The organism is Hamadaea sp. (assembly GCF_013362815.1).
Lineage (GTDB): Bacteria > Actinomycetota > Actinomycetes > Mycobacteriales > Micromonosporaceae > Hamadaea.
The window spans coordinates 1-23,833 of sequence record NZ_JABFVK010000054.1 but is presented as its reverse complement, the minus strand read 5'-3'; the positions used below and the strand labels follow the sequence as shown (position 1 = coordinate 23,833).

The window sequence follows — 23,833 nt, the reverse complement described above, 5'->3', positions numbered from 1 at the left end:
CCATGAGCACCGCAGGAAAGAAGGCCGTCAAGACCATCGGGCGGGCCGTCGCGTACAGCGGCGGTTTCGCTGTCACGGCGGGTCTGGTGGCGGCAGGTGTCATGTACGCGCAGGCGGAGCAGGCCAAGCGGATCATCCCGCTCGCCGAGGCGCCACCACCCCGGCCGGACGGGCGGTACGGGCAGCGTAACGAGGGTCCTGCGCTGACCATGGTGGTGCTGGGTGACTCGTCGGCGGCCGGCTTCGGCGTATACCGCCCCCGGGAGACGCCGACGGCGCTCATCGCGACCGGGCTGGCCCGGCGGCTGAGCCGGCCGGTCGTCGCGCATACGTTCGCCGTCGTGGGCGCGACGTCGGCGCAACTGCGCCCGCAGGTCGAGCAGGCCCTCGAGGTCCAGCCCGACCTGGCGGTCATCCTCATCGGGGCCAACGACGTGACCCACGCGGGCAGCCGGGCTTCCGCCGTCCGCTACCTCGCCGACGCCGTACGCCAGCTGCGGGCGGCGGGCTGCCAGGTAGTCGTCGGCACCTGTCCCGATCTTGGTGCCGTTCAGCCGATCCGGCCGCCGCTGCGCTGGCTGGCCCGCCATTGGAGCCGCCAGATGGCGATGGCGCAGACCGTCGCAGTAGTCGAGGCGGGCGGCTGGACGGTGTCGCTCGGCGACCTGCTCGGGCCTCGGTTCGCCAGCGAGCCGCAGCGGATGTTCGGCAGCGACCGGTTCCACCCGTCCGCCGAGGGATACGCCATCGCGAGCGCCGCTCTCCTGCCGACCGCGATCGCCGCCGTGCACCGAGGCGACCTCCGCCCGGCTGCGCATACCGCCGGTAAGGGGGTACGGTCGCTGCCGGAGGCGGCTGCCGAGGCGGTGCGCCTGCCTGGCACGGAGGTCAGCGGGGTCTCCGTCGGCGGGCGGGATCGCGGCCCGGCCGGTCGATGGGCCCAACTGCGTCACCGGGTCTGGGAAGTGCTTCGGCTGCCCGTGGAGGCTGCGCAGGAGGCCGGCGTACCCGCCGAGGCGGCGGCCCGGCATGACGGCCACGCCGCCACCGCCGCCGAGGATCTGGCAACGAGTCTGGACGGAGTGGAGGGACAGCCGACATGAGCCTGCTCAAGCGGGTCGGGAAGGCGACGGTGATCACCCTGGTCGCCGGGACCGTCGGCGGTGCCGCGCTGCTGACCGCCGAGGCGATCATGGCGCGCCGTCGCACGTACGCCCAGCCCGCGCTCGGGCTCAACGTGCGGGCCAGCATCGGGGCCGACGCCGCTCCGCCGTTGCGCCTGGTGATGCTCGGTGACTCGGCTGCGCTCGGCGTAGGCGTCGACCGGGTCGCCGACACCGTCGGCGGTCAGCTCGCCGAGCTGCTGTCCAACCCGGTCGGCGGGGAGCCGGGCCGACGGGTGGACCTGTCCAGCGTCGGGGTCTCCGGTTCCCGGTCCTCCGATCTCGCCACCCAGGTCGCGCGGTCTCTGCTGGGCGTACGCCCCGATGTGGCGGTCATTCTGGTCGGCGCGAACGACGTCGTCGGACTGCGCTCACCGGGCGAGGCGGCCACGCACCTCGGTGCGGCCGTACGCCGACTCCGCGAAGCGGGCGTCGAAGTGGTCGTCGGAACGTGCCCCGACATGGGCGCCGCGCGGGCGATCGCCCCGCCGCTCCGGCAATTGGTCGGCTGGCTGGGCCGGAGGATCGCCCGCGCGCAGGTACGCGCAGTGCACAGCGCCGGCGGTGCGGTCGTCGACCTCGCCGCCGAGACCGGGCCGGTGTTCCGGGCCGATCCCGCCACCCTCTGCGAAGATCGTTACCACCCGTCGGCCGACGGCTACCGGGTCTGGGCGTACGCCCTGCTCCCGGCGGTTGCGCACGCGGCCGGGGTCAGCCCGACACTCCCCTGACCTTGGCAGGTTAGTTACTCGCCAGTAGGGTTGGAACCATGACTGAAGCCGTCATCGTCGCCACCGCCCGCTCTCCCATCGGCCGGGCCGTCAAGGGCTCGCTGCGCGATCTGCGCGCGGACGACCTCACCACCACGATCATCCAGGCGGCGCTGGCCAAGGTGCCGCAGCTGGACCCGCGTGCCATCGACGACCTCTACCTCGGCTGCGGTATGCCCGGCGGCGAGCAGGGCCATCAGATGGCGAAGGTGGTCTCGACCCTGCTCGGCATGGACTTCCTGCCCGGCGCGACGGTCACCCGGTATTGCGCCTCGTCGTTGCAGACCACCCGGATGGCCTTCCACGCCATCAAGGCCGGTGAAGGCGACATCTTCCTCTCGGCCGGCGTCGAGATGGTCTCCCGCTTCGCCCGGGGCAGCTCCGACGGTCTGCCGCCGGAGGCTCAGGCGCTGGTCGGCGGCTCGTGGCGGAATCCGAAGTTCGACGCGGCCGTCCAGCGGACCGCCCAACGGGCGCAGGGTGGCGCGGAAGCCTGGCACGACCCCCGCGAGGACGGCGAGCTGCCCGACATCTACATGGCCATGGGGCAGACCGCGGAGAACCTCGCCGAGCAGCGCGGAATCACTCGGGCCGACATGGACGAGTTCGGCGTACGCAGCCAGAACCTGGCCGAGAAGGCGATCGCGGACGGCTTCTGGGCCCGCGAGATCACCCCGGTGACGACGCCGGACGGCACGGTCGTCAGCGGCGACGACGGTCCTCGGCCGGGGGTGACCCTCGAAGCGGTCAGCGGCCTCAAGCCGGTCTTCCGGCCGGACGGGCGAGTCACGGCAGGCAACTGCTGCCCCCTGAACGACGGCGCGGCCGCCGTGGTGATCATGTCGGACACGAAAGCCCGCGAGCTGGGCATCACGCCGCTGGCCCGGATCGTCAGCACCGGCGTCACCGCGATGAGCCCGGAGATCATGGGCATCGGGCCGGTCGGCGCGACGCGGCAGGCGCTCGCCCGGGCCGGGATGTCCATCGACGACATCGATCTGGCCGAGATCAACGAAGCCTTCGCGGCTCAGGTGATCCCGTCGTACCGGGAACTCGGCCTGCCGCTGGACAAGGTGAACGTCAACGGTGGTGCGATCGCGGTCGGGCACCCGTTCGGCATGACCGGCGCTCGCATCACGAACACGTTGATCAACTCGTTGCAGTGGCACGACAAGCAGATCGGGCTCGAGACGATGTGCGTCGGCGGCGGTCAGGGCATGGCCATGATCTTGGAGCGCCTCAGCTGAGACCGGCAGATCACGGTTACGCATGCCAAATCCGGCTGGAAAGCATGCGTAACCGTGATCTGCAGGGAAAAGGCTAGAGAGCCAGCCGCGTAGCGCGAACATCCGCGGTGAGCGCGTCGGCCACGGCGGCCTCAGGAGCAGCCGCAAGCAGATCGGCGACGATGACGCGTACCTGGTCGGGCAGGGCGGTGTCGGCCAGCCGGGGCACCGGTCGGCTCGGCTGCCCCTCAGCGACGGCGGCGGCGTCCGCCAAGCGCTGCACGAGGGCGTACACCGTGTCGCCGCGTCCGGCCCAGCGCGCCGGAGTCCAGTGCGCGACCTGCCGGACGAGCAGCTCCGCCTGACCCGCCAAAGTGTCGCTCTCCACGTGCGCAGGGCGGGACTCGAACCCGCACGCCTTGCGGCAGCCGGGTTTAAGCCAGCCGTGTCTGCCATTCCACCACCTGCGCGCAGCGCAATCACCGTAACGCAGAACGACGGGATCTCCGTAGTCACGGTAGGGTCGCACCGTGACGCGCACCGCTCCGCTCCGCACGCCACTCCGGGATTCGGTGGCGGCTCCGGCTCCCGAGATCACCGAGGGAACGCGTGACCGCCTGATCCGGGCGGTCCGCCGACCGTGGCTGCGTGACGTCGCGGTGCTGGCGGCGTTCGTCGCGTTCGCCCTCTGGCTCGTCCACGACCTGCTCGCCGACCCCCACGGGCGCGCGCTCGGGCAGAACCCGACCGATCAGGCGCTGTACGAGTGGTTCCTGTCCTACGACACTCACGTCTGGACCGGCGACTTCAGTCTCGTCACCGACCGGCTCAACTCGCCGGACGGCGTGAACCTGCTCGCCAACACCACCGTGATCGCGCTGGGGGTCGTGCTGGCCCCGATCACCCTGATCTTCGGCGCACCCGTCACGTTCGCGCTGCTCGTCCCGGTCAACCTGGCCGGCACGGCGATCGCCTGGTATCTGCTGTTCACGCGTACGGTGCGAGCGGGCCGGTTCGCCTCGGCGGTCGGCGCGGCGCTGTGCGGGTTCGCGCCCGGCATGATCTCCCAGTCCAACGCCCATCTCCACATCACGGCTCAGTGGCTGGTCCCGGCCATGATCTGGGCGGTCGTGCGAATGTGGCGCGCGGCGCAAGCCGGCGACCGCCATCGCTCGGTCACCAGCGGCCTACTGCTCGCGGTCTTGGTCAGCCTCCAGGTCCTCATCGGCGAGGAGACCCTCTTCCTCACGGCGCTCACCCTGGTCGTCGTCACCATCGTGTACGCCGTGATGCGCCGGCCGTCGCGGGCGGACATGGGCCGGTTCCTGGCCGGGTTGGGCACCGCGATCGGCGTCGCCGCGGCGTTGCTGGCCGGGCCGCTGCTCACCCAGTTCGCCGGGCGGCAGAGCGTGCCGGACGGTCCGTTCAGCCCGGACTACTTCTACGCCGACCTGGCTAGCTTCGGCGCGTTCTCCCCGCTGTCGATCGCCGGCTCGCCGGATAGCCTGCGGCTCTCGACGGGCTACACCGAGCTGAACACCTTCCTCGGCTGGCCACTGCTGATCATGACGGTCGTGGCGATCATCTGGCTACGCCGCCAGGCGGTCGCGGTCGCCTGCGCCGTCGCAGCGCTGATCATGAGCCTGCTGTCGCTCGGGCCGCGGGTCGTCATCGACCGGGAGAGCACCGGCATCCCGGGGCTGTATCGGATCATCCATGGGCTTCCCGTCGTCGACGGCGCGCTGCCGATGCGGTTCGCCCTCGCGGCGGTGCCGCTCATCGCGATCCTCCTGGTCTACCTCATCGAAGACGTCCGCACCCGGCCCACCTCGGCGCTGCGGTACGGCGTACCGGCGCTGGTGCTGGCAGCGTTGGCCCCGATCCTGCCCACGCCGCTGCCGACGACGGAACGTGATCCCGTCCCGGTGTTCTACCGCGAGGGCTACTGGCGGCAGTGCGCGCCCGAAGGCGGGGTGATCGTGCCGTTGCCGATCGCCACTCCCCCGGCTCCCGAGCCGATGCGGTACGCCGTCGCCACCAACGTGGCCTTCGGAATGCCGGAAGGCTTCTTCATCGGGCCCTACGGGCGCGCTCGCCGAGCTTCCATCGGCACGTACAAGCGGCCGACGTCGCTGCTCATCGCGGATGTGACGAAGACCGGCCGGGCTCGGGACGTCAACGACACCGATCGGGCGCTGGCCCGGCGCGACTTCGCGTACTGGAAGGCCGACTGCGTCGTGCTGACCCAGACCCCGAGCGAGGACGCGCTGCGGCTGACGATGAACCGGCTGCTCGGTCCGGGCGAACAGATCGCCGACGCCACCGTGTGGCGCATCAAGCGCTGAGCCCCCTCAACGCGAAAGCGCTGGATCAGGGTTCGCGGTCGAATCTTGCTGCATGATTCGACCCGGAACCCTGATCCAGCGCCCAAGGGCGAAAGCGAACTGGTCAGACCCCGACCTTCTCGCGTACGCGAGGAGCAGCCGGCGGAGCGATCGGTGCCGCGAGCCGGGGCGGAGTCGTGGCAGCCGCCTCGTCGAACGGCTGGTGCGGCGTGTGCAGGCTGCCCAGCGGCACGACCTCCCGGCGGAGGAAGAGCGCCAGGGTCCAGTCGGCGACGACGCGGACCTTCCGGTTGAGCGAGGGGATCCGGCTCATGTGGTAGGTGCGGTGCATCATCCAGGCCGGCCAGCCCTTGAGCTTCACGCCGTAGACGTGCGCGACGCCCTTGTGCAGGCCGAGGCTGGCCACGCTACCGACGTGCTTGTGCCGGTACGGCTTGAGCGCGCTGCCCCGGACGGCGGCACGGATGTTGTCGGCCATCCGCTTCGCCTGGCGTACGGCGTGCTGGGCGCTCGGCGAGCAGAATGGGAGCTGCCCGTTCTGGTCCGGCGTACCGGTGATGTCGGGGACGGCCGCGCAGTCGCCCGCGCTCCAGGCACCGTCGATGATCCGGTCGCCGTCGACGACCTGGAGCGTCGGCAGGCAGGTGACCGCGCCGCGCTGGTTGCGGGGCAGGTCGGTGGCCTCCAGCATCGGGCTGGGCTTGACGCCCGCCGTCCAGACCAGGGTGTCGGTCACGAACTCGTCGCCGTCGGACAGCTTGGCCACCCCGTCGACGCAGGACTCGAGCCGGGTGTCCAGCCGGACGTCGATGCCGCGCTTGGTCAGCTGCTCCGCGGTGTACGCGCCCATCTCCGGCCCGACCTCGGGCAGGATGCGCCGGGCCGCCTCGACGAGCACCCAGCGGGCGTCGTTCGGGGACAGTTCCGGGTAGTAGCGGTTGATCGCGTCGCGGACCATGTCCTCCATCTCGGCGAGCGCCTCGATGCCGGCGAAGCCGCCGCCGACGAAGACGAAGGTCAGCGCCCGGCTGCGGACATCGGGGTCGCTGGTGCTGGCGGCGACGTCGAGCCGGTCCAGGACGTGGTTACGCAGCCAGATGGCCTCGCCGATGGTCTTGAAGCCGACGCCGGTCTCCCGCAGGCCCGGGATCGGCAGGGTACGCGAGACGCTGCCGGGGGCCACGATGACGTGGTCGTACTCCAGCTCCAGCGCCGGGCCGACGTAGGGCTGCACGGTCGCCGTCTTGGTAGCGTGCGTGATCTTGGTGACCTCACCCGCGACGATCTTGCACTTCTTCAGCTCGCGCCGGATCGGCACGACGGAGTGGCGCGGGGAGATGTTGCCGGCCGCCGCCTCGGGAAGGAACGGCTGATACGTCATGTGCGGCTGGGGATCGACGATGATCACTTCAGCCTCGCGGGAACTGAGCTTGCGAGACAGTCGCAGGGCGGCGTACAGCCCGACGTGTCCGGCACCGACTACAAGAATGCGCTGAGGCTTCACGAGAACCATTTTCCCGCGTCTTTGTGTCAGCGCCGATTCAGCGGCGCAACTTGTGACCACGCACACGCAGGTCAGGCGCGTGCGCGTACCAGCTTCACACCCACCGCGACCAGGGCGACCGCGGCGGCGAGACCGAGCAGCGAGGCGATCGCCGCCCCGTTGAACCCGGCGAGCGCCCAGACGCCCACGAGCAGAGCGAGAGAGATCACAGCCGATGCCGCCACGATCGCGATCGCCCGGACGTACCAGCGGACGAACACCTCAGGGGTCACCACGGCGTCGTACGGGATGAGTGCAGCGAGCGTGGCCGCCGAATGGGCCAGGTATAGCAGGCTGCCGAAGGCCACGAGCTGGAGCGGCGAGATCTCGGCCAGCCGCCCGAGCCAGGTCGCGCCCCAGCCCACCGCGGCCAGGGCCAGCACCACCGTGACGATCCGGCTGCCCGGCGCGAGCGCGACGACCAGCGCCAGCACGGCCGCCGCCAAGATCGGCCGCGGCCCGAACAGGAACGACGGGATGGCCATGACCAGTGCCGCCGTGGTCAGGATGAACACCGCACCCCGGGCCAGCAGCGTCGCCGGGGTGATCCGGGACAGGGCGGTGACGATCCGCTCGAAGTACGCGTTCATCGGCGCGCTCCCTGGGCCCGGCCGGCCATGCGGGCGACGTCTCGCAGGACGAGGTCGAGGCTGCCCGCGCCGGCCCACGCCACCACCGGTACGCCGTGTTCGCGCAGCTGGCCGATGGTGTTGGCGCGTTCGAGCTGCCAGATGCCGAGAGCCGAGGAGGTCCACGGGCCGGTGACCGTCGGCACCAGCCCCGGGGGCAGGGTGTCGACGGTGACCACCGAGCGCCCGGCCCGAGCCAGTCCGGCGACCATGTCGGCCGACCGGGCGTCGAGCAGCGGCGTCATCACGACGACCAGGGCGTTCGGGGAGATCGCCTCCGACATGCGGCTCTCCCCGGGTGTGCGTACAACCTGACGGGAGGAGACGTCGAGAAGCCATTCCAGCGCCGTCATGTACTGCCGTCGCCCGGAGGCTGGCCGGAGGCGGCGGGCCGACGACCCGTACTCGATCATCGAGATGCGGTCGCCGACCGTGAGGTAGTGCTCGGCGATGGCGGCGCTCGCGCGTACGGTGATATCCATCACGCTGGATGCCCCGCCGGTGCCGCCCGAAGTTCCGGCCTCGGCGAGCAGGTCGAGCACGAGGACGACATCGGCGTCCCGGTCGGACAACGTGCGCGCGACGTGCAACTGCTGGGTCCGCAGCGTGGTCCGCCAGTCGATGCGCCGCAGCCGGTCGCCCGGCCCGAACACGCGTACTCCGGCCAGCTCGCCGCCTTCGCCTTGCCGCCGCGAGCGATGCTGCCCGACCAGGCCCGCGGCCCGCGGCATGGCGTCTTCGGCGGCGAAGGGATCGGTCACCGGGAACACCTTGAAACCCAGGGATCCCGTCACGACCGCGCGGCAGGCGAGCAGACCGCCGCAGGCCGCCGCGACCGCCGCCGCCGGGCCGATGCTGTGCCGGCCCCAACGCTTCGCCGGTCCCGCCAGCACGACCGCCGCCGCCTCGTTGCGGTCCAATGCCGCCACTACCGGCCGGTCAGGCTTCGCGCCGGAACCCTCCGCGGTCAGGTCCAGCCACGCCGAGTGCTGGGTTCGCGCGATCGCGATGTCGTACGCCACCACGTCGCGGTTGGCCATCGTGAGGGTCGTCGTCAGCGAGCTGCCCTCGGTCGCGTACTCCTCGCTGGTGGCGAGGCGAAGGCCGGGCACGGCGGTCGGCCGTCGCGACAGCCCCCACGCCACGCTGACGGCGAACGGGACCGCCAGCACGACCAGGTCCACTCGGCCGAACAAGGCCGCCGCGACCAGCAGCAACCCGATGAGCAGCAGGGCACGGCCCAGCGCCCGGGTCGGCTGCCAGTCCTGGGCCGCCGTCTCCTCCGGGGGAGCCGGCGGCGGCGTACGCGGAACGGCCGGTCGCAGCGCCAAGGTCAGCCCCGTGCCGTGTAACGGTAGGGGTCGGCGGGCTCCTCCGGCTCCGCGTACTCCCATTCCTCGTTCTGCGGACGGGCGGGACTCGGGCGGGGACCAGGTGCCCCGGTGTTCCCGTATGCAGGCAGCGCCCCGCTGGCCGGAGCCGGCGTCGACGCCAGAACGTCGGTGACGACCGAGCCGGGGTCGACCCGCTTCAGCCACATCTCCGGGCGCAGCGTGATCCGGTGGGCCAGCGCCGGGACGGCGACCTCCTTGACGTCCTCCGGGATGACGTAGTCGCGCCCGGCCATCGCCGCCCGCGCCCGGGCCAGCAGCATCAACGCGAGCGAACCCCGCGGCGAGGCGCCGACCAGCACGGACGGGTGGGAGCGGGTCGCCGCGGTCAGCGCGACGATGTACTGCCCGATGGAGTCCTCGACCTCGACGGTCTCCAGCGCGGCCTGCATCTGGAGCAGGGTCGGCGCATCGACGACCGCCTCGACGACGGCCTCCTCGCGCTGCCGGGCCATCCGGCGGCGCAGCACCGCCCATTCCTCCGCGGCGTCCGGGTAGCCGAAACTGACCCGCAGCAGGAACCGGTCGAGCTGTGCCTCGGGCAGCGGATAAGTGCCCTCGTACTCGATCGGGTTGGCCGTCGCGAGCACGTGGAACGGGGCTTCCAGACGGTAGGTCACGCCCTCGACGGAGACCTGCTTCTCCTGCATCGCCTCGAGCAGAGCGGCCTGCGTCTTCGGGGGCGTCCGGTTGATCTCGTCCGCGAGCAGCAGATTCGTGAAGATCGGACCGGCCCGGAAGGTGAAGTCGTGACTGCGCTGGTCGTAGAGGAACGACCCGGTCACGTCGGCGGGCAGCAGATCCGGCGTGAACTGGAGCCGCCGGAAGTCCAGGCCCAGCGCCTGGGCGAACATCCGGGCGGTCAGCGTCTTGCCCAACCCGGGCAGATCCTCCAGCAGCACGTGACCACCGGCGAGGATGCCCGCGAAGACCAGCTCCAACGCGGCGCGCTTGCCGACCACGACGGTGCCGACCCGGTCGAGCACCTGCGCCGCGACCCGGCCGACCTCGGCCGGGGTGAGGTTCTTCGTCATATCCGCTCCATCCAGGCGATCAGATTGGCCAGCTCCCGTGGGGCCGGCGGCCGGCGTACCGGCGTGGACAGGAAGCTCCACAGCGGCTCGCCGACGAGCTGCCGGGCCCGAGCCGGGGCGGATTCCCGCGTGATCCCGTGGCGCTGGCGCAGCCGTTCGTCGACGATCTCGCCGAGCGCCGGGATCACCTTACGGTTGAACGCGCTCGCGTCGGTATGGCACCAGTCCAGCCTGGCCTCCCACCGCTTCACCGCGTGCCGCAGCCCGTCCGGCGCGGTGTCCGGCAGATGGCGGCGACCGGCGGCGCGAGGCGGCAACGGCGGGCGCACTCGGCGTACGGCGATGTAGACGAGGACGAGAGCACAGCTCACGAGGAACAGGAACCACACGGGCGCGTCGAGTTTGGCCGTACGCAGCGCCGCCGAACCGACGGCGGTCAACGCCAGCGCAGCTCCGATCGCCTTCGCGTACGCACTGGCCGACCGGCCGGAGCGTTGCGGGCGCTCCTCGTCCTCGTACGCCCCACCGAGAAGCTCATCAATGCTGGAACTCATACTGCTCGCTCCGCTCCGAGCTCGTCTCGCAGCAGCCGCAGGGCGGCGCGCGCGTCGTCACGGGTGGCTGCGGTGACCGGATGCGGCGAGTAGCGCGCCTCGCGGTAGACGGCGGCGAAGTCGTTGAGCACCGTGTGGTTCACCGACCGGGTGCTGAAGAGGCGTACGACCAGATCGGTCGAGGTGTCGCCCGGCTTGCGTTCCACTCCCGCCGCCTGGGCGGCCCGTTCCAGGCGGACCCAGCAGGCGATGACCGCCCGCCGGGGATCACCGTCGTCGTCCAGCTCGACGAGTCCCTGGTCGACTGCGGCCAGCATCTCCTCGGTCGTCTGTCGCTGCGTTGGGCGTACCCCTGGAGCTTCGAAGGCGACTCGGCGCTGGACCACCCCCCGGACCAGCAGCACGACGAGCAGGACGATCACCCCGACCACCACGAGCAGGCAGACGGCCTGGACCACCGCGATCAGCACCGGGGAGACCTCGATGCGCTGAGCCGCGGCGCCGGGCGTGTTCGGCGGCTTCGCCGAGGCGAGATGCGGGTCCCAGGTCGGCGGCGGCTCGTTCGCGGAGTCGCCCTGCAACGGCGCCGGACGCAGCGGCAACGAGCCGGTGGCCGCGGCGAACCCCGCGATCACCAGCAAGGCCACCACCGCCGTCAGCGGCCAGAAGCGGCGCAGCACCTTCACCCCCGCGACTCCTCTCCGGCGAGCGACCGTGCCTGCCGGAACACGTCGTCCAGCATGGCGGGTGTGAGACGTCCGGTAAAGGTGTTCTGCTGCGACACGTGGTAGGAACCCAGAACCGCGGGCAGCCCGGGCATCTGGTGAACGACGCCGTGACCGAATCGCGGGCGCGGCGTCGGCGGCCGGACGCCGTAGACCGGCTCCAGCGCCATCCACCACGCCGCCCAGGCGAACGCGCCGAGCGTCACCACGACCTTGAGCTCGGCGAGGTCGCGCAGTTCGCGGCGAAGCCAATGCGCGCAATTGTCGCGTTCGGCCGGCTCGGGCTTGTTCGCCGGCGGCGCGCACTTGACCGGGGCGGTGATCCGCGTGCCGATCAGCCGCAAGTCGTCGTCGGCGCTGACGCTGACCGGCCGAGTCGCCAAGCCGGCCCGATACAGCGCCGCATAGAGCACCTCACCGCTGCGGTCGCCGGTGAACATGCGACCGGTCCGGTTCGCGCCGTGCGCGGCCGGCGCGAGGCCCAGGATCAGGATGCGGGCGTCGGCGGGACCGAAGCCCGGCACCGGGCGGCCCCAGTACGTCTGATCGCGGAACGCGGCGCGCTTCTCGCGGGCGACCCGCTCGCGCCACTCGACCAGTCGCGGGCAGGCCCGGCAATGGGTGACCTCCTCGTCCAACAGGGCGAGGTCGGCGGCGGTCACCGGCACAGCCTAACGGTCGCCCGTGGCGGCACGTGCCCCCATGCACGTAAAGCGGCCCCCGGGGAAGGAGATTCGGGGGCCGCAAGTTCGTAGCGCGCTATGTCGCTTTCTATAGCGCGTTTCGGAAGAAGTCCAGGGTGCGGGCCCAGGAAAGGGTCGCCGCCTCGCGGTGGTAGTGCTCCGGCCGGTCGTCGTTGAAGAACGCGTGGTCGGTGCCCGGGTAGTCGTACACCGTCGCGGTGCCGCCCGCGTCCTCGATGCCCTTGACCACGGCTTGAATGTGCGGCGCGGTCGAGGTGCCGTCGCCCTCGGCGCAGTGGATCAGCGCCGGCTTGCCCGCGTACGCCGACCACTGGGGAGCGAGCTTCTCGGTGTACCCACCGGGGTAGAACGCCGTCACAGCGGCGATCTGCTCGGGTGCGACCGTCGCCGACCACAGCGCGAGGCTGCCCCCGGCGCAGAATCCGACGACGCCCACCTTGCCGGTGACCTGCTCCAGACCCCGCAGGTAGGTCGCCGCATCCGCGATGTCGGCCGCCGCCTGCGGCAACGCCAGCTGCATCAGCAGACGGCGAGCCTCGTCCGGCTCGGTGGTGTTCTCACCGTGGTAGAAATCCGGGGCGAGCGCGACGAAACCGGCCTCGGCGAAGCGATCGGCCAACCCGGTGATGTGCGAGACCAGCCCCCACCACTCCTGGACGACCAGCACCGCTGGGCCGTCGCCTGCGGTCGGCAGCGCGAGGTAGCCCTCGCTGCCCTCGCCGAAGCTCACCTTTTCGCCCACGGATGGGTCCTCCTGTCGGTCAGACGTCGTTGGCCGTTCGCCCAGGGTCCGGACGTGTTGGGCGTAGCCAACCATGGGCGGCCCACCCAGGGGAAGGCGTCTGAGGTAAAAGTCGCGGTCCTCACGTGCCTACTTTGTGTCACGAAACTGTTGCGGGCTCTTCCGTGGCCTCGGGGGCGGGCACGGGCGTGTTGTCCAGGCTGCGTACGGCGGGGACGACGACCATGCCGAGCACGGCGAGCAGGCTCAGCACACCCGCTCCGACCAGCGCAGTCGACGTGCCCACCGCGGCGGCCACCGGACCGGCGATCGCCTGGCCGATCGGCACCGCCACGATCGAGCCGAGCATGTCCCACGAGTACACCCGGGCCAGCAGATCGGCGGGGACGTGGCGCTGCATACTCGTCTCCCAGGAGACCCCGAAAATCTCGATGCCGATCCCGGCCAGCAGGTTCAGCGCGATCAGCAGCGGGGCGTACGGGGCGAGACCGAGCGCCAGGAGAACCGGGGCCACCGGAGCCATCGCGATCACTCCGACCAGCAGGAATCGGCGTACGCGGAGCCGCAGCGCGACGAGTCCGCCGAGGGCCAGTCCGGCGAGTTCGGCGCTCACCACCAGACCCCACGCCGTACGCCCGAAGGTCTCGTCGGCGACGGACGGCCCGAGGACGGACAGCCCGGCGCTCAGCATCATGTTGAGTACGCAGAACCCGGCGACCACCGACCACAGCCAGGGCCGGGCCACGAACTCCCGCCAGCCGACCTGCAGCTCGCGCAGGGTCGACTTCCCGGCGGCGGCAGCCCGCACCGAAGGCACCCGGATGAACGAGAAGAACACCGCGGCCAGTGCGAACGACGCCGCGTCGATGGCGATGCTCCACCCGGACCCGAACGCCGCCACGAGCAGACCACCGGCGGCCGCGCCACCGATGCCGACGAAGTTCACCGAGAGCCGGATCAGGGCGTTGGCCTGCTGCCGGATCTCGTCCGGGACGACCTGCCCGGCGATGGCCGACATCGCGGGGAAGGAGAACGCCGCGACCAGTCCGTTCACCGCGGCGAGGCCCATGAGCAGCCCAAACGTCGCCGTATGCGTGAACAGCAGGACCGCGACCGCGCCCTGGGTGGCGAAGGCGAGCGTGTTCGAGCCGATCATGACGAGCCGCCGGGGCAGCCGGTCGGCCAGCACGCCGCCGAAGAGGATGAAGACGACGTTCGTCAGAGATCGGGCGGCGACCACGAAGCCGAGGTCACGGACCGACCCGGTGAGGTCGAGGACGGCGAAGGCCAGCGCCATCGGGGCGACCGAATTGCCCAGCATGCTGGTGGTGCGACCGAGCAGCAGGTATCGGAACGGGGCGTGGCGCAGCGGGGTGAGCGCGCTCATGATCACGCACCCTACCCGCATACCGCTGGATCAGGGTTCTGGGTCGAATCACACACCAAGATTCGACCCAGAACCCTGATCCAGCGCTCCCAAAAGGGGGTCACGGGAGGAGGGAGAGCGCGATCCCGTCGAGGATGTCGTGCTCGGAGGCGAGGACGGAGGACGCCCCGGTCTTCTCCATGATCGTCCGGAGGATGAGCGCGCCGGCGACGATCACGTCGACCCGGCCGGGGTGCATCACGCCGATCCCGGCCCGCTGGTCGCGCGTCATCTCGGCCAGCCCGGCGGTCACGAGTGCGACCTCCTCCTGGGTCACCCGAGCGTGGTGGACCCGCTCCGGCTGGTAGCTCGTCAGCCCGAGCGCGATCGCGGTCACCGTGGTCACCGATCCGGCCAGGCCGACCAACGTGCGGGCCTGCGTGCCGGGGACGACGGTGAGCGCGTGGTCGACCGCCTTGCCGATGTCGGCCGTCGCGGCCGCCAGCTCGTCCAGCTCCGGCGGGTCGCTGTGCAGGTGGCGCTCGGTCATCCGGACGCAGCCGATGTCCACACTGATCGCGCTGCGCGCGCCGCTGCCGTCGCCGAGCACGAACTCGGTCGATCCGCCGCCGATGTCCACGACGAGAAACGGCGGCTCCGCGGTCAGCCCACGCACCGCGCCCGTGAAGGACAGCCGCGCCTCCTCCTCGCCGCTGACCACTTCCGGCTCGCGCCCCAGCGTCGCCACCACCATGTCGTGGAAGTCCGCGGCGTTCGCGGCGTCCCGGGTCGCGCTGGTCGCGACCATGCGTACCGCGGTGACACCGGCTTCGTCGATTTCCGACTTGTACGCCGAAAGAGCCACCCGAGTCCGTTCGATGGCCTCGGGGGCGAGCCGGCCGGTCGCATCCACGCCTTGACCCAGCCGGACGATCTCCATCCGGCGGCTCACATCGGTGCTGCGTCCGCCGTCGAAATCGGCGATGAGCAGGCGGATCGAGTTGGTGCCACAGTCGATCGCAGCGACCCTCGTCATCGGGGCTCCAAGTGCAACAGCATGCGGGTGTTGCCGAGAGTGTTGGGCTTGACCCGTTCCAGCGCGAGGAACTCGGCCACGCCTTCGTCGTACGACCGGAGAAGCTGCTCGTAGACGGTGGGGGGAACCGGCGCCCCGTCGATCTCGACGAAACCGAAGGAGCGGAAGAAATCGGTCTCGAAGGTCAACGCGAAGACTCGGCGTACGCCCAGCTCCCGGGCCTGATCAAGCAGAGCGCTCACAATGGCGTGACCGATCTTGCGCCCGCGCGCGGCCGGGTCCACCGCGACGGTGCGTACCTCGGCTAGGTCCTCCCACATCACGTGGATCGCCCCGCATCCGACGACCTCGCCGTCGAGCTCGGCGACCCAGAACTCCTGCACGTCCTCGAAGAGCGTCACCGTCGCCTTGCTGAGCAGGCGGCGCTGGGGTGCGTACACGTCGATCAGGCGGCGGATGCCGCGCACGTCGCCGGTCCGGGCCCGCCGGACGACCGCCTCAGACACAGGGTCCGCCGCTCCACCACGGCTCGATCAGCTCGATCACCTCGTCGCCCATCGGGTTGACCCCGGGTCCGGCGGCGAGCGCGTGACCGAGCTGGACGTGCAGGCACTTCACGCGGTTGGGCATGCCGCCCGCGGAGACGCCCGAGATTTCGCCGACGTGCATGATCGCCTCGCGCTGGGCGAGATAGTCCTCGTGCGCCTTCTGGTACGCCGTCGCCAGCTCGGGATCGATGGCGAGCCGGGCCTGCTGGTCCTTCATCAGCCCGGCCGACTCCAGCCGGCTGCACGCCGCGACCGCCCGGGGACAGGTCAGGTAGTAGAGCGTGGGGAACGGAGTGCCGTCGTCCAGGCGAGGCGTGGTCTCCACGACGTCGGGGTTGCCGCACGGGCAGCGATGCGCGACGGCTCGCGTGCCCCGGGCCGGACGGCCGAGCTGGCGGCCGACGACATCCAGGTCGTCAGCGGTCGCGGGCGTACGCACCGGCGGCGGGACGAGGTCCCGATCCATCTAGTCCCCCATCGAATCTGCTACTTCTGCTCTTCCGAACCCGCTGCGCTGTGACATGCGGCGCCGCTCGGTCCTTGACGCTAATCGGTCTTCGAGCCGGCGGCGCCGACGCTCCCCCACAGCGTTTCGTACCAAGGTCGCCCGGTGTTCTGCGACGGCTCGGGTTGTACGCCCGCCTCCCGCGCGGCCCACTCGGGCGCCCAGATCGGGACCAGCGGCACCTCGCCCGGGCGGACGTAGAACAACCGGCGGCGGGCCTGAATCCGGACGTATTCCGGATCGTCCCACTTCTGCCGGGTCTGCTCCAACTCCGCGATGTGCGCCCGCTGGCGCGCCTGCTCCGCCTGGATTGCCGAGATCTCGTCCTGCTGACCGAAGTAGACCCGCAGCGGATACACGTACGCCAAAGCCAGCGCCAACAGGACGACCAGCAGGATCACGGCGCGCCCCGTCAACCGGCGCTGCCCCTTGGCGGTGGTACGCGCAGCCGCCCCGGCCGACACCGTGCGGCGAGCGGTGGCCGGACGTGCCGCCGACCGCCCGTCCCGGGTCGTACGCGCGCCGGAGCGCCGTGCGGGACCCTGCCCACTCGGCGTCCGGCGCTGCGTCATGCGTTCACCTTAGCCGGATCGATCTCTCCGGCGGTCTTGTCTTTCCGGTGAGTCAGCCCTTGTACCGCGGGAACGCGGCGGCACCGGCGTACCGCGCGGCGTCGTCCAGCTCCTCCTCGATACGCAGCAGCTGGTTGTACTTCGCGACACGGTCGGATCGAGCCGGGGCGCCGGTCTTGATCTGGCCGCAGCCGGTCGCCACCGCGAGGTCGGCGATCGTGGTGTCCTCGGTCTCGCCCGAACGGTGGCTCATCATGCAGCGGTAGCCGTTGCGGTGGGCCAGCTCCACGGCGTCCAGCGTCTCGGTCAGCGTGCCGATCTGGTTCACCTTGACGAGGACGGCGTTGGCCGCACCCTCGGCGATACCCCGGGCGATGCGCTGCGGGTTGGTCACGAACAGGTCGTCGCCGACGATCTGGATCTTCGAGCCGAGCTGCGCGGTGATCGACGACCAGCCCGCCCAGTCGTCCTCGGCCAGCGGGTCCTCGATCGAGACGATCGGGTAGGACTCGACCAGCTTGGCGTAGTACGCGATCATCTCGTCCGTCGACTTCGGGGCACCCTCGAAGAGGTACGAGCCTTCCTTGTAGAACTCGGTCGCGGCGACGTCCATGGCGAGCACGATGTCCTTGCCCAGGGCGTACCCGGCGGCGGCGACAGCCTCGCCGATCAGGTCCAGCGCAGCGGCGTTCGACGGCAGGTCGGGGGCGAAGCCGCCCTCGTCGCCCAGGCCGGTCGACAGGCCCTTCTTCTTCAGGACGGACTTGAGGGCGTGGTAGACCTCGGCACCGGACCGCAGCGCCTCGGCGAAGGTCGGCGCACCGATCGGGGCGATCATGAACTCCTGGACGTCCACATTGGAGTCCGCGTGGGCGCCACCGTTGAGGATGTTCATCATCGGCACCGGCAGCAGGTGGGCGTTCGGCCCGCCGACGTAGCGGAACAGCGAGAGCTCGGCGCTCTTGGCGGCGGCCTTGGCGACCGCCAGGGAGACGCCCAGCATCGCGTTCGCGCCGAGGTTGGACTTGTCCGGCGTACCGTCCAGCTCCAGCATCTTGGCGTCGATCAGGCGCTGCTCACTCGCCTCGTAGCCGATCAGCTCGTCGACGATCTTGTCGGTGATGTTGGCGACGGCCTTCTGCACGCCTTTGCCGCCATACCGGCTCTTGTCCCCGTCGCGCAGCTCGATCGCCTCGAAGGCGCCGGTGGACGCGCCGGACGGGACGGCGGCGCGCTCGATGGTGCCGTCGTCGAGGCCGATTTCCACCTCGACGGTGGGGTTGCCCCGCGAGTCGAGAATCTCCCGTGCGACGAATCCCTCGATGGTGGCCACAGTGTTGCTCCTCGTTGATGTCTGCGCTGGGCGCCGCGACTCTGCGGTGCGAAATCACCCGCAGCCTATCGCGGCCGGGTGATCGCCCAACGCCAGACGGGGACCCGGCCGGGAACCGAGATACGCGAACGTCAGTTTCTCCGCATTGTTTCGGGAATCGGACATCCCCGTTGCGGCGAATCGATCTCATGAGCCAGGGTAAGTAGCGTGCGACCCGGGGAGCGCCGGTTACGGCGGCACGCGATTCTGCTCTTCTTGACCGGCCCGATCACGGCCGGTCTACTGGCGTTGGCCGGCTGCGGCGGCACGACGCCGCCGATCGACCGCACCGACCTCGTGAACGACCTCGCCGCCCGGCTCAACCAGCCGCCGGCCGCCGACTACACGGCTCGCTACCAGCTGGCGGGCGGGACGATCGCGACGGTGACGCAGTCGAAGGAACCGCGGCGGACGGCGTACCGGTGGACTGATGGGGCGCTGATCCTGACCCCGCAGGCCACGACGAGGTGCTCCGGCGCACCGGCGGTCTGCACGATGACGGCCGCCCCCGCCTCGGCCACGCCTCAACCGGACGCCTCCGAGCTGCTCAAGCACGGCCTCGTCCCGGCACAGAAGGTGAGCGCGCTGCTCACGGCGGCCGCCCTCGACCTGCGGAGCGAGATCGAGCAGCGGGACACCACCATCGCCGGCCGTCCGGCGAGCTGCGTCGAGGTGAGTGGCGAGCGCAACGGCAAGAACTACGACATCGAAGCCTGTGTGACCACCGACAACGTGCTCGGAAGCTTCACCGGGATGGTCGACGGCGCGCCGATCGAGTTCGCGATGACTCAGTACAGCCCGAACGCGGCTCCGGACGCGTTCGCCACGAGCGAGCCGAGCCCGTCGATCTCCGCGCTCTGAGCTGTGCTCTGCGCGGGAGGTCAGGCGCCGAGCAGCGTACGCAGGTGCCGGGGCGACGGTGAGCCGTGCGCCAGCATCGCGTCGTGCCACTGCCGGATCGGGGTGCCCGCCGGCCGGGCCCGCCCGATCGCCGACACCTCCGACCAGCCGACGAAATAGGTCGACAGCTGCGTCGAGGTCAGCAGAGCCCGCCGCCACTTGCCGGCCGCCTCACCCTCCTCCTGGAAGCCGCGCTCGGTCATCAGCGCCATGGCGTCCACCTCGGCCAGCCCCTCGCAATGCACGAGCTGGTCCAGCAGAGCGTTGATCGTCATCCGCAGCTGCATCTTGAGCTGCTGTAGGCGTACGGGGAGACCGCCGAAGCCGTGGTCGGCCATGACCTCCTCGGCGTACACCGCCCAACCCTCGACGAACGGACCCGACGAGCCCAGCGCGCGTACGCGGGTCGACCCCCGGTATCGGCGGGCGTGCGCCAGCTGCAGGAAATGACCGGGCATCGCCTCGTGCACGGTCAAGTTCCGGATCATATGGTCGTTGTACTCGCGATAGAACGAGTCGACGAGGTCCGGCGTCCAGTCCCGGGGCGTCGGCGCGATGCAGTAGAAAGTCGGCACGTCCGCCGTCTCCAGCGAACCCGGCGCGTCGCAGTACGCGACCGCCACCCCCCGCGCGAACTCGGGCATCTCCTCCAGCACGCACGGGTCGCCGACCAGGGAGACGAGGTCGTTCGCGCGGACGAACTCGGTGGTCTCGTCCATCGTCAGCCGGGCGAGCTCCACGATCGTGTCGTTCGCCGGCCGCTGTTCGGACAACGACCGCAGCGCTGCGCGTACCCCTTGGTCGGTAGCGGGACCACCCTCGACCTGGGACGCGGCTTCGCGGATCTCCGCCGTGACCCGCTCGAGGTTGGCTTCCGCACGGTCCAGGATCTCGGCCGCGGACAGCTGGGTGTCGAGGGTGTGCCAGAGGCGGGCCTCGAAGAGTTTGCGGCCCAGGCGCGGATCGCGCGCCGGACGTTGCTCGCGCAGCCAGGCGGCGAAGTCCTCCAGCTCGCGGACCGCGCGGTCGGCGACCGGGCCGACCACCGACTCCATCGCCGGGACCTGCGCGATCATCGACGGCAGCTGGTCGCGAATGAGCTCGGCGGTGCCCTGGAACTGCCCGACCGCGGTCTCCAGGTGGATCTGCGGACAGCCGTCGAGCAACGTACGCGCGGTCGCCAGCGCATCGGGCACGAAGGCGAGCCGCATCGCGAGCGACTCCAGCCGCTCCTCGACCGGGGCGAACGGGCGGGACATCAACGCGTGCAGCAGCGCGCCCGGGTTGTGCACGAGCGGATTCCACTCGTGTTCGCGCACGTCGGACCGCTCGAAGATCTGCCGGTCGACGATGCTGGACAAGATCTCGTGGTCGACCTGATCGGCGGGCTCCAACCCGTCCGCGTCCACCTGGGACAACGCGTGCGCGGCCTCGCGCAGCATCATCACGTCGGCGGCCACGCCGTCGGTGCTCAGATCGGGCAGCCGGTGGTCGAACCGGTGGTCGCCTGCGTACGAGGCGGCGACGGGGTCGGACTCCAGGACGGCGTCCACGATCTTCTCGGCCAGCGGCGCGAACTCCATGCCCCGACCCTACCGGTCGCCCGTCTTTGAGCGCTGGATCAGGGTTCTCGGTCGAATCTTGACGCATGATTCGGCCGAGAACCGTGATCTGGTGCTATCCCTCGGCGGACTCGCTCACCGGAGCGCGGCGTACGGTCAGCGCGATCCAGCCGGCGGCGAGCGCGAGCGCAGCGAGCGGCAGGACGGCGTACCGGACAGGCGGGGCGGCCAGCTCGGCCTGGGCGTACAGCCCCGCACCCAGGGCCGAAGCGGTCAGCATCGCGCCGACGACCGCCACGCCGACCCGGCCGGGAAGCGTGCGCTCAGCGCCGCTCAGCGCTCCGACGAGGAACGCCACGTCGACGGCCGCAGCCCCGGCGAGCAGCGCGAACGGCACCGCCGAGGGCGGGAAGCCGGTGCCGTAGAGGAGGCCCCAGACGACGCACCGATAGGCGAGGTACGCCGCCGTGAGGATGGTCGCCGTCCACCGGGCGCCGACGAAGATCCGCGCCGCGACCAGGGTCAGCATGGCCGCCCCGACGAGCCACAGCGGGTAGACCCACGAGTCGACAGGCAACGTGAAGTTCGTGATGGCGATCGTGTCGACCGGACGGCCGATCTGGTCGGCGGCGAACTTCAGCAGGATCGGCTCCGCATAGGGCGTGCCGGCCAGGTACGCCTTCAGCGAGAGCACGCCGTACTCCTGATGCTGGCTCGGGAAGAGCACGTTCTCCAGGAAGAAGAACCAGGCCAGGCTCAGTCCGACGGTGCGTACGCGGCCGGGCGCGGTGCTGATCCCGAAGCCGTGCGCGACGCCGAGGATCATCAGCGCGGTGCCGATGTAGAGCAGCGCGTGGCTCGGCGACCAGGCGGTGATGTCCAGCCCGTTGATCCGGTGGTTGAGCACGTCGATCGGGATGGCCAGCAGGAACAGTCCGGTGCCCGCGACGATCAGATTGCGCGCCCGCTTGTCCACGCCGACTCCCGTACGCACCTGGAAGATGGCGAGCGCGACGGCGAGAACGGTGCCGACGGTGTTGAGCAGATGCGGCGGGGCCAGGTCGTCGCGCAGCCACTTGAAATGCCACGACATGTCCCAGGTGGAGCCCAGCATCTTGAGAATGAACGCCACCAGCCACAACCGGTAGACCAGCAGCACCGTGGCAGGACGCTGCTCCTCGGTCGGCCCGGAGATGGCGATGCGAGCCCAGTCCGTGGGCGGCAACGTCAAGATCGTCACTGGGTCAGCTCGTCTCGATAGAAGGGGACGGACGTTCAGGGAATTCTGCCGTGCGACACGCCGCTTGGGTATCCACCGCGTCCCCGAACTCTCCCTGAGATCCCGTCCATGAGTAAGCTCGCTGCCGGACCGTCGATTCCTGGAGGCCGCTGTGCGTACCCACCGCCGTCTGATCACCGTTGCCGTGGCCGGCGCCCTCGCCGCGCTCGCCCTGGCCGGCTGCCGTTCGGCACCGACCGCGGCGGCGTACGTCGGCGACGAGCGGCTCACCGAAGCCCAGGTGACCGACATGGTCGACAGCACCGGCGGCAAGATCAGCCGGGAGGGCGTCGTGCTGAGCTTCGTGCTCTCCGAGGCGTGCAAGCAGTTCGCGGCGGACAAGGGCTTCCAGCCGAACACCCAACAGGGCGCCCAGGCGCTGGCCTCCGAAGGGCTCGACCAGTCCACCGAGATCGGCCGTATCCGGCTGGAGATGCACAGCTGCATCTACGGTGCGCCCGACGCCGGGACGAAGGTCAGCGACGCGGATCTCCACTGGTTCTACGAGGATGCGATCAGGGTCGGAGCGCTCTCGCCCGACGTGACCTTCGAGCAGGTCAAGCCGGAAATCGTCGGGAGCCAGGAGATCGTGCAGACACTGGCGCTCCGCCGCATGTGGGCCGACGCCACCACCAAGCAGGACATCTCGGTGAGCCCGCGATACCGCTCGCTGAGCATCTCGGTCGGCAGCCCGAAGAACGTGCCGGTCGTCCTGCAGCTCGGCGACTCCGCCAACGACAGCGTCGTGGACGCGCCCACGCCCGCTCCGACCCAGCCCGCCGCTGGTGGAGCCGGCGCCGTCCAGAGCTGATGACGGCACGCATCGTCCTGCTCGTTACCTCCCCGAGGCTGCCCGCCGGACTGCTCACCGCCCCGGCCTGGGATCTCGTCCGCGCGTACCCGGTACTGACGAAGGCGGAGAACGCGCAGACCGCTGCCCTCCGGGCGAACGGGGTCGACGTCACGATCCTGCCGTCGCCGACCGCCGAGGCCCTGCTTCACGCGGCTGCCGCTAGCGCGGACGGCACGAGCGCGGCTGACGGCACGAGCGCGGCTGACGGCACTAGCGCGGTCGACGGCACGGTCATCTGGCTGGCCGGGCCGGACGGGGATCAGCGGCTCGCCCGGGAACTCGGCCTGAAACTGGCGAGCAACCCGCAGCTCGCCGAGATGGAGCTGCTCTACGGCTCGTGGGATCCGCCCGGCGCCCGGCTGCTCGACGCGGTCGCCGTCATGGATCGCCTGCACGCCGAGGACGCCTGGAAACGCTCGCAGACCCATCAGACTCTCGCGCGCTACCTGCTGGAGGAGGCATACGAGGCGTACGACGCGATCGTCGCCGACGACCTGGACGCGCTGCGGGGCGAGATCGGCGACGTGCTCCTGCAGGTCCTGCTGCACGCGCGGATGGCCGAGGAGCTCCCCGAAGACGAGCGCTGGACGATCGACGACGTCGCCGGCGAGTTCGTCGAGAAGATGATCCGGCGTAATCCGCACGTCTTCGAGCCCGGCCGCGCGACCGACGACATCGCCGAGATCATGACCAACTGGCAGGCGGCCAAGGCCGCCGAGCGTGCGGCGTACCCGCCTCGGGCGACCACGTCGCTGGCGAGCGCGCTCGCTACGTTGGCGCAGTCCTCCCGGGACGAGGACGCGGTGACCGCGCTTCGCGAGGCGCTCCGGCAGGTCGAGTCCTGACCGTACCTTGGGCCTGGCATTTCAAGATCACCTTGAGACCGGCATTTCAAGATCATCGCAGTATGCCGGATGACGTCGCCTTCTCCGCGATCTAAGCAGCGTTATCCGGGATAACGCGCCGGACGGCGCCCCCGAGCGCCGGGCCGCGCGCCGAGCCGCGCCCCCGAGC

General features: G+C 70.7%; 24 protein-coding genes and 1 tRNA gene. 7 read left to right on the top strand and 18 right to left on the bottom strand.

Going from position 1 to position 23,833, the window contains the following annotated elements; translation table 11 throughout:
- Nucleotides 1-2 precede the first annotated feature (2 nt).
- The 3 genes from HOV77_RS24450 to HOV77_RS24440 are packed head-to-tail and all read left to right on the top strand — an operon-like array spanning nt 3 to nt 3,180.
- A complete protein-coding gene (locus HOV77_RS24450; protein ID WP_290865475.1) occupies nt 3-1,103 on the top strand; it encodes an SGNH/GDSL hydrolase family protein in 1,101 nt (366 codons plus the stop codon).
- On the top strand, nt 1,100-1,894 hold the full coding sequence (locus tag HOV77_RS24445) for an SGNH/GDSL hydrolase family protein (RefSeq protein ID WP_290865473.1): 795 nt from the start codon (nt 1,100-1,102) through the stop codon (nt 1,892-1,894). Before HOV77_RS24450 ends, HOV77_RS24445 begins: the two co-directional genes overlap by 4 nt.
- Before the next feature lie 38 nt (nt 1,895-1,932).
- A complete protein-coding gene (locus tag HOV77_RS24440; RefSeq protein WP_290865471.1) occupies nt 1,933-3,180 on the top strand; it encodes an acetyl-CoA C-acetyltransferase in 1,248 nt (415 codons plus the stop codon).
- Nucleotides 3,181-3,253: 73 nt separating this feature from the next.
- Here the strand turns inward: HOV77_RS24440 and HOV77_RS24435 are convergent, their stop codons facing one another.
- Together HOV77_RS24435 and HOV77_RS24430 are read right to left on the bottom strand one after the other, a co-directional pair.
- On the bottom strand, nt 3,254-3,547 hold the full coding sequence (locus HOV77_RS24435; protein WP_290865469.1) for a hypothetical protein: 294 nt from the start codon (nt 3,545-3,547) through the stop codon (nt 3,254-3,256).
- 1 nt (nt 3,548) lies between these two features.
- Nucleotides 3,549-3,629 (bottom strand) — tRNA-Leu (locus HOV77_RS24430).
- Between the two features lie 60 nt (nt 3,630-3,689).
- Here HOV77_RS24430 and HOV77_RS24425 point away from each other — a divergent pair.
- Complete coding sequence (locus HOV77_RS24425) at nt 3,690-5,504, top strand: hypothetical protein (RefSeq protein WP_290865467.1); 1,815 nt, start codon at nt 3,690-3,692, stop codon at nt 5,502-5,504.
- 103 nt (nt 5,505-5,607) lie between these two features.
- Here HOV77_RS24425 and HOV77_RS24420 read toward each other — a convergent pair whose 3' ends face one another.
- From HOV77_RS24420 to eno, 14 genes are all read right to left on the bottom strand, one after another.
- Complete coding sequence (locus HOV77_RS24420; protein ID WP_290865465.1) at nt 5,608-7,008, bottom strand: NAD(P)/FAD-dependent oxidoreductase; 1,401 nt, start codon at nt 7,006-7,008, stop codon at nt 5,608-5,610.
- A 71-nt stretch (nt 7,009-7,079) separates the two neighbouring features.
- A complete protein-coding gene (locus HOV77_RS24415) occupies nt 7,080-7,637 on the bottom strand; it encodes a hypothetical protein (protein WP_290865463.1) in 558 nt (185 codons plus the stop codon).
- Nucleotides 7,634-9,001 (bottom strand): DUF58 domain-containing protein, encoded by a 1,368-nt coding sequence (locus HOV77_RS24410; RefSeq protein ID WP_290865556.1) that lies wholly within the window; start codon nt 8,999-9,001, stop codon nt 7,634-7,636. The genes HOV77_RS24415 and HOV77_RS24410 overlap by 4 nt, the downstream gene beginning before the upstream one ends.
- 8 nt (nt 9,002-9,009) lie before the next feature.
- Nucleotides 9,010-10,101, bottom strand: a complete 1,092-nt coding sequence (locus HOV77_RS24405) for a MoxR family ATPase (RefSeq protein WP_290865461.1) — start codon at nt 10,099-10,101, stop codon at nt 9,010-9,012.
- Nucleotides 10,098-10,655: a hypothetical protein gene (locus tag HOV77_RS24400; protein ID WP_290865459.1), complete on the bottom strand. Its 558-nt coding sequence runs from the start codon at nt 10,653-10,655 to the stop codon at nt 10,098-10,100. The genes HOV77_RS24405 and HOV77_RS24400 overlap by 4 nt, the downstream gene beginning before the upstream one ends.
- Nucleotides 10,652-11,341, bottom strand: coding sequence for a DUF4129 domain-containing protein (locus HOV77_RS24395; RefSeq protein ID WP_290865457.1), 690 nt, complete (start codon nt 11,339-11,341; stop codon nt 10,652-10,654). Before HOV77_RS24395 ends, HOV77_RS24400 begins: the two co-directional genes overlap by 4 nt.
- On the bottom strand, nt 11,338-12,042 hold the full coding sequence (locus HOV77_RS24390) for a uracil-DNA glycosylase (protein ID WP_290865454.1): 705 nt from the start codon (nt 12,040-12,042) through the stop codon (nt 11,338-11,340). Before HOV77_RS24390 ends, HOV77_RS24395 begins: the two co-directional genes overlap by 4 nt.
- 109 nt (nt 12,043-12,151) lie before the next feature.
- Complete coding sequence (locus HOV77_RS24385; protein WP_290865452.1) at nt 12,152-12,826, bottom strand: dienelactone hydrolase family protein; 675 nt, start codon at nt 12,824-12,826, stop codon at nt 12,152-12,154.
- 139 nt (nt 12,827-12,965) lie between these two features.
- Nucleotides 12,966-14,213 carry an MFS transporter gene (locus HOV77_RS24380; RefSeq protein WP_290865450.1) on the bottom strand — a complete coding sequence of 416 codons (1,248 nt, stop codon included), beginning with the start codon at nt 14,211-14,213 and terminating at the stop codon, nt 12,966-12,968.
- A 100-nt stretch (nt 14,214-14,313) separates the two neighbouring features.
- Nucleotides 14,314-15,228, bottom strand: a complete 915-nt coding sequence (locus HOV77_RS24375) for a Ppx/GppA phosphatase family protein (RefSeq protein WP_290865448.1) — start codon at nt 15,226-15,228, stop codon at nt 14,314-14,316.
- Nucleotides 15,225-15,734: an amino-acid N-acetyltransferase gene (locus HOV77_RS24370; RefSeq protein ID WP_290865446.1), complete on the bottom strand. Its 510-nt coding sequence runs from the start codon at nt 15,732-15,734 to the stop codon at nt 15,225-15,227. The genes HOV77_RS24375 and HOV77_RS24370 overlap by 4 nt, the downstream gene beginning before the upstream one ends.
- Nucleotides 15,727-16,242, bottom strand: a complete 516-nt coding sequence (locus HOV77_RS24365) for a DUF501 domain-containing protein (RefSeq protein WP_290865444.1) — start codon at nt 16,240-16,242, stop codon at nt 15,727-15,729. Before HOV77_RS24365 ends, HOV77_RS24370 begins: the two co-directional genes overlap by 8 nt.
- Nucleotides 16,243-16,322: 80 nt before the next feature.
- A complete protein-coding gene (locus HOV77_RS24360) occupies nt 16,323-16,853 on the bottom strand; it encodes a septum formation initiator family protein (RefSeq protein WP_290865442.1) in 531 nt (176 codons plus the stop codon).
- 52 nt (nt 16,854-16,905) lie between these two features.
- Entirely contained in the window at nt 16,906-18,186 is a 1,281-nt protein-coding gene (eno, locus tag HOV77_RS24355; RefSeq protein ID WP_290865440.1) for a phosphopyruvate hydratase, read from the bottom strand.
- A 207-nt stretch (nt 18,187-18,393) separates the two neighbouring features.
- On the opposite strand from eno, the gene HOV77_RS24350 reads away from it, so the two are divergent.
- On the top strand, nt 18,394-19,086 hold the full coding sequence (locus tag HOV77_RS24350; protein ID WP_290865438.1) for a hypothetical protein: 693 nt from the start codon (nt 18,394-18,396) through the stop codon (nt 19,084-19,086).
- 20 nt (nt 19,087-19,106) lie between these two features.
- Here the strand turns inward: HOV77_RS24350 and HOV77_RS24345 are convergent, their stop codons facing one another.
- The gene (locus tag HOV77_RS24345; protein ID WP_290865436.1) at nt 19,107-20,708 is read right to left on the bottom strand and encodes a DUF885 domain-containing protein; all 1,602 of its coding nucleotides are present in this window, start codon (nt 20,706-20,708) and stop codon (nt 19,107-19,109) included.
- Between the two features lie 94 nt (nt 20,709-20,802).
- On the bottom strand, nt 20,803-21,927 hold the full coding sequence (locus HOV77_RS24340) for a hypothetical protein (protein WP_290865434.1): 1,125 nt from the start codon (nt 21,925-21,927) through the stop codon (nt 20,803-20,805).
- A 151-nt stretch (nt 21,928-22,078) separates the two neighbouring features.
- Here HOV77_RS24340 and HOV77_RS24335 point away from each other — a divergent pair, with 151 nt between their 5' ends.
- Both HOV77_RS24335 and HOV77_RS24330 read left to right on the top strand, forming a co-directional pair.
- A complete protein-coding gene (locus HOV77_RS24335; RefSeq protein WP_290865432.1) occupies nt 22,079-22,777 on the top strand; it encodes a hypothetical protein in 699 nt (232 codons plus the stop codon).
- Nucleotides 22,777-23,664: a MazG nucleotide pyrophosphohydrolase domain-containing protein gene (locus tag HOV77_RS24330; protein WP_290865430.1), complete on the top strand. Its 888-nt coding sequence runs from the start codon at nt 22,777-22,779 to the stop codon at nt 23,662-23,664. Before HOV77_RS24335 ends, HOV77_RS24330 begins: the two co-directional genes overlap by 1 nt.
- Nucleotides 23,665-23,833: the final 169 nt, after the last annotated feature.